This window comes from Nocardioides sp. Soil777 (assembly GCF_001428425.1).
In the GTDB taxonomy this organism is placed as follows: Bacteria; Actinomycetota; Actinomycetes; order Propionibacteriales; family Nocardioidaceae; genus Nocardioides; species Nocardioides terrigena.
This window is the reverse complement of the sequence record NZ_LMSN01000017.1, coordinates 1-12,339: the sequence shown is the minus strand read 5'-3', so window position 1 is coordinate 12,339 and position 12,339 is coordinate 1. Positions and strand designations below refer to the sequence as shown.

The following is a 12,339-nucleotide window of genomic DNA, read 5'->3' as shown; positions in this document are numbered from 1 at the left end:
CGCAAGTTGCTCAGCGCTGCTCCCCGGTCAGGAGTCGCTCTCCTGGGCTTCCTTGGCTGCTGCCTTGATGTCGTCGGCCTCGACCTTGGCGATGGTGGACTCGACGATGGCCTCGGCCCGCTCGAGCGCTCGTCGGATCTTGACCTCGCCGGGGTCGGAGACCAGCGCGAGCAGGCCGGAGTGCCCGGGTGGGATGGCGTTCTCGAGCTGCTGCTCCAGCTCGCCGTGGTGGTGGCGCTGGCGCAGCTTGCCGGCGAGCGCACCGGCGGAGCCGACGACCGCGGCGCTGCCGAGGATCGAGGGTGGGAAGATGACGCCTAGCGCGATGCCGCCGACCACGCCCCACTTGAGCCCGGACTTCGTGCTGTGGTCGGTGGCCTTCTGGATCTCCAGCGTGCCGTCGGTGGAGCGGTTGACCACGATGACGCCCTCGATCTCGACGGTGCGGCCGTCCTCGACGGACTTGAGGGCCTCGTACGCCTCCCACGCGGTGCTGGTGTCGCTGAAGTCGGCGACGAGGAGGGTGTAGGCACCGTCGGAGACGGCGGCAGCCTTCATCTCCCGGTCGGGGGTGTTGCTGTCGTCTGACATGGGCGCTCCTTGTTGGTGGGGCCTTCACTGTCGAACGACAGGACCTCGACGGCCTCACCCGGTCCGGGTGGGGCGGTCGCCTGCGAGCTCGTCAGTGGTCGGGTGGCGCCGTGGTCGAGGAGTGCCTGGGGGCTTGTGCGGCGACAAGCTCCGACCCACGACCTGCGCTCCACCTGCGCCTCGCCCACATCGAGCACGGCGCCCCGCCGACGGTTCTCCCCGCCATGTGGGGGCACGCCTCCGTCGCCGTCACGCTGGACCGATATGGTCCCTCTACCCGGGCGACGCGCACGTCTACGTCGACCGGCTCGGAGAGGTCGCGCTCGCCACCCGTGCGGACTGTCGGCGGACCGACGACGTGTCGACCACTCCGACTGGACCCGAAGGGGACGCTCAGGACGGCGTCCGACCTGCGGGACAGTGAACGCGGGGCGGTAGCTCAGTCGGTCAGAGCAGAGGACTCATAATCCTTGGGTCGTGGGTTCGAGCCCCACCCGCCCTACGACGGTCCGTGTCCTACGGCGCGGACCCCAGCCACCGCTCGCGGTAGGCCCTGATCCCGGCTCGCGCCCGGTCCAGCGCGGTGGCGAGGCGAGGCAGCAGCGGCGCGGCCCCGGCGGTCGTACCGGCGTCGCCGAGGGCCTCGAGCTCCCGCGCCAGGGCGACCACCTCGACGGCGCCGAGGTTGGCCGCGCCGCCCGCGAGCTTGTGCGCGTGGGCACGCAGCGCGTCGGGGTCCCGCGCCTCGACCGCACAGCGGAGGTCGTCGGCCGCCGACGCGGTGGTCTCCTCGAACCGCCCGGTCACCCGCTCGAGGTACGACGTGTCGTCGGGGTCCATGTCGCGCAGCAGGTCGAGGCGGGCGAGGTCGAGCGCTCCCTCGCCGGCGAACCAGTGGGCCAGGGTGCGCGTGAGGTGCTCGAGGTCGACCGGCTTGGTGAGGAAGTCGTCCATGCCCGCGGCCAGGCACCGCTCGCGCTCCCCGGCGACGACGTTGGCGGTCATCGCGATCACCAGCGTCCGCTCCCCGTCGCCCTCGCGTGCCCGCAGGGCCCGGGTGGCCGCGTAGCCGTCCATCCGCGGCATCTGCACGTCCATGAGCACCAGGTCGTACGACGCGTCGTCCAGCGCCGCGAGCGCCGCGAGCCCGTCCTCGGCGGTGTCCGCCGCGTGACCGAGAGCGGTGAGCATGCCGGTGGCGACGAGCTGGTTCACCCGGTTGTCCTCGACGACGAGCACCCGCAGCGGGGCCACCGGCACCGACGGCTCCGGGGCGACCGCCCCGGCGAGGGTGACCGGGTCCGCCCCGGACGCGGGGCGGAAGATCCCGGTGAACCAGAAGCTGCTCCCTCTGCCCGCGGTGCTCGTGTAACCCACGTCGCCGCCCATGGCCTGGGCCAGCTCCCGCGAGATGGCGAGCCCCAGCCCCGTCCCGCCGAACATCCGGGTGGTCGAGGAGTCGGCCTGGCGGAAGGGCGCGAAGACGTCGGTCGTGGAGGTGTCGATGCCGATGCCGGTGTCGTCGACGCGGACCGTGAGGCGCCACAGATCGCCGAGCCGGTGTGCTCGCACCGTCACGTGGACGCTCCCGCGCTCGGTGAACTTCACGGCGTTCGTCACGAGGTTGGCGAAGACCTGGCTCACCTTGGTGGGGTCGCCGCGGAGCACATCCGGTGCGCTCGCGTCGTACGTGAGGGAGAAGTCCAGGCCCTTGGCGGCGGCGACGCCCCCGATCGGTCCGGCCACCTGGTCGAGCACGGCCCGCAGGTCGAAGTCGATCTGCTCGAGCACCACGCGCCCGGCCTCGATCTTGCTGAAGTCGAGGATGTCGTTGATGAGCGAGAGCAACAGCTGCCCCGACGTGCGGATGCCGTCGGCGAGCCGGCGCTGCTCGGGATCGAGCCGGGTCCGGAGCAGCAGGTCGTCGAGGCCGAGCACCCCGTTGAGGGGGGTCCGGATCTCGTGGCTGACCGTCGCCAGGAAGTCCGACTTCTGCTGGGAGGCCGCCATCGCGGCGTCGCGGGCCTCGGCCAGCGAGAGCTCGGCCAGCTCGCGGGCCAGCACGTGCTCGAGCTGCTGGACGACGTGGGCGACCATCCCCTCGATCAGCTCGAACTGCTCCAGCGGGGGCGTCGCGGTCATCACCCCGACGGCGTGCACCCGACCCAGGTGCTTGATCGGGAAGGCCAGGGAGACACGGTCCTCGTCCCACTCCGGTACGCCGCTGCGCGCCGCTCGCGTCGCCACGGCCAGCTCCCGGGTGGCCCGCTCGGGATGGGCCTCGTCGTCGGCGACCTCGTGCTCCCGCTCGTCGGCGACGGGGTGCAGGCGGGTGAGGGTGCCGCCCTGCACCAGGAAGGCGACCGCGCGCTCCCAGTCGTCCATCAGGAGCAGCAGGTCCCGGCCGCGGCCCAGGATCTGCACGAGGCTGTTGGCGTCGTTGGCCGCGCTGGCCACGCCCTGGAGCAGGTCGTACTGCGACACCTTCTCGGCGAGCTCGGCACGCGCCTGGGTGAGCTCGGTGAGGGTCGCCCGCCGCTGCGAGTAGTCACTGACCCGGTGCAGCACACCGGTCAGGGTGCCGTCCGCGGCGTGCACGGCGCTCTCCCGCACGAGCACCCACAGCGTGCTGCCGTCCCGTCGTACCCACTGGCACTCGACGTCCGTCGGGTTGAAATGGCCCTCCCGGAGCGCGGCGAGGTGCGTCCGGAACTGGGCCCGGCCCTCGTCGTCGAGCGTGTCGAGGATCGACAGCGACCCGACCTCGGCCGGGTCGATCCCGACGAGCCCGGCGACGGCGGCGTTCGCGTAGATGGTCCGGCCCTCGAGGTCGAAGACCCAGATGCCGTCCGGGGACTCCTCGACGATGCTGCGGTACCACGCGTCGTCGATGCCGTTCCCCTCGTCCGCCACCCCTGCACTCTAGGAGGGCCGGGTCACGACGTCAGGCTTCCCCCGCGATGAGGTACGTGTCGTCCTGCCGGACCAGCTGCAAGGACACGTCGTCGGTGTTCTGGCCGCCGTCCTGCATGACGTAGTCCACGGTGTAGGTCACCGTGAGCGACTCGGGGTCCGCGCTGATGTCGCGCGGCGTCGCGGACTCGACGGTCCCCCAGAAGCCCGAGTAGCCCTCGAAGCCGTTGCTGGCCGCCTGGAACTCCGGCGTCAGCATCTCGAAGGTCGCCTCCGGGTCCGAGGTGACGGTGGAGAGGTAGGTGGTGATGAACTCGGTCATCTCGCGCTGGGTCGCCGGCCGGGTCGCCTCCTCGGTCGGCGTCTCCTGCGACGGCTCCTGCGTCGGCTCCTGCGACCCCGTCGTCTCCGAGGGGGACGGGTCGGTGCCGGCGGTCGGCTGCTCGGGATCGTCCTGGAGCGCGGCGACCACGAGGATCCCCACCAGGACCGCGGCCGCCAGGGCGACGAGCCAGGGGAGCGGAGAGCGGCGGCGTCGGGCCGACCGGGGCGTGGGCGCGATCGTGGTGGTCCGGGTCGTCGGGCGTGCGGCCGTCGCCGCGGAGTCCTCGGACGCAGGGGGGACGGGCGCGGGGACGGGGACGGGCACCACCTGCGTCGGCGTCTCACCGCGGCGCAGGGCGTCGAGGTGGTCCCGGACCTGGACCATGGTCCAGCGCTGGGCGGGGTCGCGGACCATCGTGTGCTCGAGCACGGTGGCCATCGGTCCGGCGTCGTCGAGACGCGGCGGGTCCTCGTGCACGATCTTGTAGAGCCCGCCGATGAGGTTCTCGCCCACGTCGTACGGCGGTCGCCCGGCCAGGGCGTGGAAGAGCGTCGCCCCGAGGGACCAGACGTCGCTCGCGGCCGTCGCGGTCGACCCGGAGGCCACCTCGGGGGCGAGGTAGGCGGGGGAGCCCGTCACGAGACCGGTCTGGGTGAGGCTCGCATCGGCCTGGGCGCGCGCGATGCCGAAGTCGGTCAGCTTGGCCTGGCCCGCGGCGGTCACCAGGATGTTCGAGGGCTTCACGTCCCGGTGCACGACGTCGTGGGCGTGCGCCTCCGCGAGGGCGTCGGCCGCCTGCCACATCAACGACGCCGCGTCGGCGTGCCCGAGACGCCCCACCCGCCGGATCCGCTGCGCCAGGGTCTCGCCCTCGACGTACTCCATGACGAGCCACTGGTGGTCGTCCTCGACGACGAGGTCGTAGACGCCCACGACGTGGGGATGGTTGAGCATCGCGGCCAGTCGAGCCTCGCGCTCGGCACGGGCGAGGTCGGGAGCGTCGGCCCCGGGGATCATCCCGATCCGCTTGAGGGCCACGGGTCGCCCGAGCACCTCGTCGCGACCGAGGTGGACGGCACCGGTGCCGCCACGACCGATCTCGCGCTCGAGGGTGTACCTGCCTGCGATCACGTCATGCCTTCCATCAGGGGAGATCACACATGCTAGGTGGGGACGCCGTCTGGCAGGCTAGGTGTGAACCCCCACCGGAAGGACCCCACGTGTCGACCCCGAACGTCCTCGACGAGCTGGCCTGGCGAGGACTCGTCGCCCACTCGACCGACATCGACGCCCTGCGCGAGGCGCTGGGTGAGGGGAGCGTCCGGTTCTACGTCGGCTTCGACCCGACGGCGCCCAGCCTGCACATGGGCAACCTCGTCCAGCTCGTCACCGCGCGCCGGCTCCAGGACGCCGGCCACACGCCGTACATCCTCGTGGGCGGCGCCACCGGCATGATCGGCGACCCGAAGGACTCGGGGGAGCGCACGCTCAACAGCCTGGACACCGTCAAGGACTGGACCGAGCGGGTCCGCACCCAGGTCTCGGGCTTCGTCTCGTTCGACGGGCCCAACGCGGCGACCGTCGTCAACAACTACGACTGGACGGCCTCGCTGTCGGTCATCGACTTCCTGCGAGACATCGGCAAGCACTTCCCGGTCAACCGGATGCTGGCGCGCGACACCGTCAAGCGCCGTCTGGACTCGGGGATCAGCTACACCGAGTTCTCCTACGTCCTGCTGCAGTCGATGGACTTCATGGCGCTCAACCGCGACCACGGGGTGACGCTCCAGTTCGGAGGGTCCGACCAGTGGGGCAACATCACCGGAGGAGCCGAGCTGATCCGGCGCGCCACCGGCAACCAGGCGCACGCCTTCGCGACGCCCCTGGTCACCAAGGCCGACGGCACCAAGTACGGCAAGACCGAGGGCGGTGCCTTGTGGCTCGACGCAGAGATGATGTCGCCCTACGCCTTCCACCAGTTCTGGCTCAACGTCGAGGACGAGAAGGTCGCGGAGATGCTGCGCATCTTCACCTTCCTGTCCCGCGACGAGATCGAGGAGCTGGAGAAGCAGACGGCCGACGAGCCGTGGAAGCGGGCCGCCCAGCGCCGCCTCGCCGACGAGGTGACCACGCTGGTCCACGGGGCGGAGGAGACCGAGCAGGCCAAGGCCGCAGCCGCCGCGCTCTTCGGCGGGGGAGACCTGCACTCGATCAGTACGTCGACCCTTGCGGCCGCCGTGCGCGAAGCCGGGAGTGCGTCGGTGTCCCGTGCGGCCATGCCCACCGTCGTCGACCTGTTCGTCGAGGCCGGCCTGGCCAAGAGCAAGGGCGAAGCCCGTCGCACCGTCTCGGAGGGCGGCGCCTACCTCAACAACGAGCGCGTCGAGGACCCGGACCGGGTGCCGTCGGAGGCCGACCTGCTGGGCGGTACGTGGCTCGTGCTGCGCCGCGGCAAGAAGAACTTCGCGGGCGTCGAGGTGGTCTGAGGGGCCTGCAGCACCGGTCCTGACGGGCGCGACACGCACGTGTCCACGCCCAAAAGGGCCTCTGACCTGCGGAAACGTGATTGTGCGCCCCGTCACACGGTTTCGATTTGCGCGATCGTGGGGTCCGGTCTAATGTTCTGTTCGTCGCCAGGGAGCGGCGGGGAGCAAGGCCAGAAGGCCGGGCTTCCGGCCCCGGGCAGACCGACCGCACCACCTCGATCGAGGCGGCTCCGCACTGAGTGCAGAGCAAACCAGATCGTAACGCTGCGGACAGGCGGGAAAAGCCAGCGATTTGCATCGCCGGAAATACACCGCCTAATGTTGGACAAGCCACCGCAGCTCGTAGCCAGTTGGTTGCAGCACGGTAATGCGTCTGATGTTTGAGAACTCAACAGTGTGTCATAGTCGACGAATTAGTTTGTTATGCCCCGTCACCATRGCTTTTGAAGTTGTGGTGGTGGTTTCTTTGGTTAACGATAATTTCTGACATATTTGTCAGTGATTGTTCGATGCTAGGGGATGTGGCTCTCTTTTCCTAGCTTTTGAAGTTGTGGTGGTGGTTTCTTTGGTTAACGATAATTTCTGACATATTTGTCAGTGATTGTTCGATGCTAGGGGATGTGGCTCTCTTTTCCTGTGCTGGCCTTTGGGTTGGTGTGGGGTTTGTTTTTCGATGGAGAGTTTGATCCTGGCTCAGGACGAACGCTGGCGGCGTGCTTAACACATGCAAGTCGAGCGGAAAGGCCACTTCGGTGGTACTCGAGCGGCGAACGGGTGAGTAACACGTGAGTAATCTGCCCCYCACTTTGGGATAGCCACCGGAAACGGTGATTAATACCGGATATGACCCTTGACTGCATGGTTGTGGGTGGAAAGTTTTTCGGTGGGGGATGTGCTCGCGGCCTATCAGCTTGATGGTGGGGTAATGGCCTACCATGGCTTCGACGGGTAGCCGGCCTGAGAGGGTGACCGGCCACACTGGGACTGAGACACGGCCCAGACTCCTACGGGAGGCAGCAGTGGGGAATATTGGACAATGGGCGGAAGCCTGATCCAGCAACGCCGCGTGAGGGATGACGGCCTTCGGGTTGTAAACCTCTTTCAGTACCGACGAAGCGAAAGTGACGGTAGGTACAGAAGAAGCACCGGCCAACTACGTGCCAGCAGCCGCGGTAATACGTAGGGTGCGAGCGTTGTCCGGAATTATTGGGCGTAAAGGGCTCGTAGGCGGTTTGTCGCGTCGGGAGTGAAAACACTGGGCTTAACTCAGTGCTTGCTTCCGATACGGGCAGACTAGAGGTATGCAGGGGAGAACGGAATTCCTGGTGTAGCGGTGAAATGCGCAGATATCAGGAGGAACACCGGTGGCGAAGGCGGTTCTCTGGGCATTACCTGACGCTGAGGAGCGAAAGTGTGGGGAGCGAACAGGATTAGATACCCTGGTAGTCCACACCGTAAACGTTGGGCGCTAGGTGTGGGGTCCATTCCACGGATTCCGTGCCGCAGCTAACGCATTAAGCGCCCCGCCTGGGGAGTACGGCCGCAAGGCTAAAACTCAAAGGAATTGACGGGGGCCCGCACAAGCGGCGGAGCATGCGGATTAATTCGATGCAACGCGAAGAACCTTACCTGGGTTTGACATACACCGGAAAGCCTCAGAGATGAGGCCCCTTTTGTCGGTGTACAGGTGGTGCATGGCTGTCGTCAGCTCGTGTCGTGAGATGTTGGGTTAAGTCCCGCAACGAGCGCAACCCTCGTCCTATGTTGCCAGCACGTCATGGTGGGGACTCATAGGAGACTGCCGGGGTCAACTCGGAGGAAGGTGGGGATGACGTCAAGTCATCATGCCCCTTATGTCCAGGGCTTCACGCATGCTACAATGGCCGGTACAAAGGGCTGCGATGCCGTAAGGCGGAGCGAATCCCAAAAAGCCGGTCTCAGTTCGGATTGGGGTCTGCAACTCGACCCCATGAAGTCGGAGTCGCTAGTAATCGCAGATCAGCAACGCTGCGGTGAATACGTTCCCGGGCCTTGTACACACCGCCCGTCACGTCATGAAAGTCGGCAACACCCGAAGCCGGTGGCCCAACCCTTGTGGAGGGAGCCGTCGAAGGTGGGGCTGGCGATTAGGACGAAGTCGTAACAAGGTAGCCGTACCGGAAGGTGCGGCTGGATCACCTCCTTTCTAAGGAGCACACACCCTGACTGGCAGCGAATGTCTGTCCAGCGTTGGTGGTGTCTCACTAGTGGAATCGTCGATGATGCTTGGCCTTCAYGGGCCGGGTCTGGCTAGTACTACTCCAGCTTGCTGGGGCGTGGAACGTTGGGTCTGGTTGGTGGGGGTTGGGTTGGCACACTGTTGGGTCCTGAAGCATCAGGCCTCCCGCTCKAGCGCTTCGGCGTGTGTGGTGGKGGAGTGGTGGTTCTGGTTCCTCCCTTTGCCCTGCTTGTCACCTGTTGGTGGCGTGTGGGGGGTTGGTGGGGTTGTTGTTTGAGATCTGCATAGTGGACGCGAGCATTAATTAATCTTTTGTAGTGATTTGTTTTGACGTTGTTGAGACAAGCTATGAAGGGCACATGGTGGATGCCTTGGCATCAAGAGCCGATGAAGGACGTAGGAGCCTGCGATAAGCCCTGGGGAGTTGGCAACCGAGCTGTGATCCGGGGGTGTCCGAATGGGGAAACCCAGCTGGAGTCATGTCCAGTTACCCACATCTGAACACATAGGGTGTGTGGAGGGAACGTCGGGAAGTGAAACATCTCAGTACCGACAGGAAGAGAAAACAAAAGTGATTCCGAGAGTAGTGGCGAGCGAAATCGGATGAGGCCAAACCTCGTACGTGTGATACCCGGCAGGGGTTGCGTATGGGGGGTTGTGGGGCCGCTTGGCAGGTGCTGCCGTACCTGCACGGAGTAAGAAACTTGTGTGGAAGTTGAAGCCGGTTGGAAAGCCGGGCCGTAGAGGGTGATAGCCCCGTAGACGTAAAACACAAGCTCCGTAGCGTTACCCCAAGTAACACGGAACCCCTGAAATTCCGTGTGAATCTGGCGGGACCACCCGTTAAGCCTAAATACTCCTTGATGACCGATAGCGGACAAGTACCGTGAGGGAAAGGTGAAAAGTACCCCTGGCGGGGAGTGAAATAGTACCTGAAACCGTGTGCCTACAATCCGTCGGAGCCTGTAAGGGTGACGGCGTGCCTTTTGAAGAATGAGCCTGCGAGTTTGCGGTGTGTTGCGAGGTTAACCCGTGTGGGGAAGCCGTAGCGAAAGCGAGTCCGAATAGGGCGATTCAGTAGCGCGCTCAAGACCCGAAGCGAAGTGATCTATCCATGGGCAGGTTGAAGCGTCGGTAAGACGACGTGGAGGACCGAACCCACTTAGGTTGAAAACTGAGGGGATGACCTGTGGATAGGGGTGAAAGGCCAATCAAACTTCGTGATAGCTGGTTCTCCCCGAAATGCATTTAGGTGCAGCGTTGCGTGTTTCTTGCCGGAGGTAGAGCACTGGATAGCCGATGGGCCCGACCAGGTTACTGACGTTAGCCAAACTCCGAATGCCGGTAAGTGAGAGCGCAGCAGTGAGACTGCGGGGGATAAGCTCCGTAGTCGAGAGGGAAACAGCCCAGACCATCAGCTAAGGCCCCTAAGCGGTGACTAAGTGGAAAAGGATGTGGAGTCGCAGTGACAACCAGGAGGTTGGCTTGGAAGCAGCCACCCTTGAAAGAGTGCGTAATAGCTCACTGGTCAAGTGATTCCGCGCCGACAATGTAGCGGGGCTCAAGTCATCCGCCGAAGCTATGGCATTCACGCGTGTATCTAGCATCGACTTGATCGGTGTTCAGGTGTGTGGATGGGTAGGGGAGCGTCGTGTGGGCAGTGAAGCGCCGGAGTGATCCAGGTGTGGAGGCCACACGAGTGAGAATGCAGGCATGAGTAGCGAATGACGTGTGAGAAACACGTCCGCCGAATGATCAAGGGTTCCAGGGTCAAGCTAATCTGCCCTGGGTAAGTCGGGACCTAAGGCGAGGCCGACAGGCGTAGTCGATGGACAACGGGTTGATATTCCCGTACCGGCAAAGTAGCGCCCATGACGAACCCGGTGATGCTAACCACCCTAAGCCAGGTTGACCGACCCTTCGGGGAAGGCGATCTGGTGGAGCGTGGGACCCGATCTGGTAGTAGTCAAGCGATGGGGTGACGCAGGAAGGTAGCCCAGCCGTGGCGATGGTAGTCCACGGGTAAGCATGTAGGACGGGATCTAGGCAAATCCGGATTCCATATGTCTGAGATGTGACACGGAGCCGTTAGGTGAAGTGGGTGATCCTATGCTGTCGAGAAAAACCTCTAGCGAGCTATGCGCCGCCCGTACCCCAAACCGACTCAGGTGATCAGGTAGAGAATACCAAGGCGATCGAGATAACCATGGTTAAGGAACTCGGCAAAATGCCCCCGTAACTTCGGGAGAAGGGGGGCCCGGAGCGTGAACCACCTTGCGTGGGGAAGCGTGAAGGGCCGCAGAGACCAGGCCCAAGCGACTGTTTACTAAAAACACAGGTCCGTGCGAAGTTGTAAGACGATGTATACGGACTGACTCCTGCCCGGTGCTGGAAGGTTAAGAGGACCTGTTAGACGCAAGTCGAAGCGGAGAATTTAAGCCCCAGTAAACGGCGGTGGTAACTATAACCATCCTAAGGTAGCGAAATTCCTTGTCGGGTAAGTTCCGACCTGCACGAATGGAGTAACGACTTGGGCGCTGTCTCAACCATGGACTCGGCGAAATTGCACTACGAGTAAAGATGCTCGTTACGCGCGGCAGGACGGAAAGACCCCGGGACCTTTACTATAGTTTGGTATTGGTGTTTGGTTCGGCTTGTGTAGGATAGGTGGGAGACTGTGAAGCATTCACGCCAGTGAGTGTGGAGTCAACGTTGAAATACCACTCTGGTCGTACTAGATGTCTAACCTAGGTCCGTAATCCGGATCAGGGACAGTGCCTGATGGGTAGTTTAACTGGGGCGGTTGCCTCCTAAAATGTAACGGAGGCGCTCAAAGGTTCCCTCAGCCTGGTTGGCAATCAGGTGTTGAGTGTAAGTGCACAAGGGAGCTTGACTGTGAGACAGACATGTCGAGCAGGGACGAAAGTCGGAACTAGTGATCCGGCGTCGGCATGTGGAAGCGACGTCGCTCAACGGATAAAAGGTACCCCGGGGATAACAGGCTGATCTTCCCCAAGAGTCCATATCGACGGGATGGTTTGGCACCTCGATGTCGGCTCGTCGCATCCTGGGGCTGGAGTAGGTCCCAAGGGTTGGGCTGTTCGCCCATTAAAGCGGCACGCGAGCTGGGTTTAGAACGTCGTGAGACAGTTCGGTCCCTATCCGCCGCGCGCGCAGGAAACTTGAGAAAGGCTGTCCCTAGTACGAGAGGACCGGGATGGACGAACCTCTGGTGTGCCAGTTGTCCCGCCAGGGGCACGGCTGGTTGGCTACGTTCGGAAGTGATAACCGCTGAATGCATCTAAGCGGGAAGCACGTTTCAAGATGAGGTTTCCCACCCGTTATGGGGTAAGGCCCCCCACAGAACATGGGGTTGATAGGCCGGAGGTGTACAGCAGCAATGCCTAGCCGACCGGTACTAATAGGCCGAGGGCTTGTCCCAACACCGTTCAAAACACATCACACACTGGTTTTTCGGTGACCGCGTCCACTATGTAGTTCCCAGACCACACACCCCATCGGGGCGTTTGTAGGTCAACACTGGTCAATGCCAGGGAACCCGACTGTTAACTGAATACGAAACACCAAGAGCTTGGAACACCCCCCACGAAGCATCACGGGGTGTGTGTGTTCCGCCAGAGTTACGGCGGCCATAGCGAAAGGGAAACACCCGGTCCCATACCGAACCCGGAAGTTAAGCCTTTCAGCGCCGATGGTACTGCAACCGAGAGGCTGTGGGAGAGTAGGACGCCGCCGGACATACATTGGGAGAGGGGCCGCCACCAGGCGGCCCCTCTTTCCCATTT

General features: G+C 64.1%; 4 protein-coding genes, 1 tRNA gene and 3 rRNA genes. 5 read left to right on the top strand and 3 right to left on the bottom strand.

Annotated features, from left to right (window positions below; translation table 11 throughout):
- Nucleotides 1-27: 27 nt before the first annotated feature.
- Nucleotides 28-591: a DUF1269 domain-containing protein gene (locus tag ASG88_RS15270; RefSeq protein ID WP_056888312.1), complete on the bottom strand. Its 564-nt coding sequence runs from the start codon at nt 589-591 to the stop codon at nt 28-30.
- 428 nt (nt 592-1,019) lie between these two features.
- Between ASG88_RS15270 and ASG88_RS15265 the strand changes: the two genes are divergently transcribed.
- Nucleotides 1,020-1,093: transfer RNA gene (locus ASG88_RS15265), tRNA-Ile, on the top strand.
- 14 nt (nt 1,094-1,107) lie between these two features.
- Here the strand turns inward: ASG88_RS15265 and ASG88_RS15260 are convergent.
- Nucleotides 1,108-3,504: an ATP-binding protein gene (locus tag ASG88_RS15260; RefSeq protein WP_056888311.1), complete on the bottom strand. Its 2,397-nt coding sequence runs from the start codon at nt 3,502-3,504 to the stop codon at nt 1,108-1,110.
- Nucleotides 3,505-3,535: 31 nt separating this feature from the next.
- The gene (locus ASG88_RS15255; RefSeq protein WP_056888310.1) at nt 3,536-4,960 is read right to left on the bottom strand and encodes a serine/threonine-protein kinase; all 1,425 of its coding nucleotides are present in this window, start codon (nt 4,958-4,960) and stop codon (nt 3,536-3,538) included.
- Nucleotides 4,961-5,049: 89 nt separating this feature from the next.
- Here ASG88_RS15255 and tyrS point away from each other — a divergent pair, with 89 nt between their 5' ends.
- The 4 genes from tyrS (at nt 5,050) to rrf (ending at nt 12,292) form a co-directional block, all read left to right on the top strand.
- A complete protein-coding gene (gene tyrS, locus ASG88_RS15250; RefSeq protein ID WP_056888309.1) occupies nt 5,050-6,315 on the top strand; it encodes a tyrosine--tRNA ligase in 1,266 nt (421 codons plus the stop codon).
- Between the two features lie 670 nt (nt 6,316-6,985).
- Nucleotides 6,986-8,500 (top strand): 16S ribosomal RNA (locus tag ASG88_RS15245).
- A 372-nt stretch (nt 8,501-8,872) separates the two neighbouring features.
- Nucleotides 8,873-11,975 (top strand): 23S ribosomal RNA (locus ASG88_RS15240).
- Between the two features lie 200 nt (nt 11,976-12,175).
- Nucleotides 12,176-12,292 (top strand): 5S ribosomal RNA (gene rrf, locus ASG88_RS15235).
- Together the 16S, 23S and 5S rRNA genes form the textbook arrangement of a ribosomal RNA operon.
- The last annotated feature ends 47 nt before the right edge of the window (nt 12,293-12,339 follow it).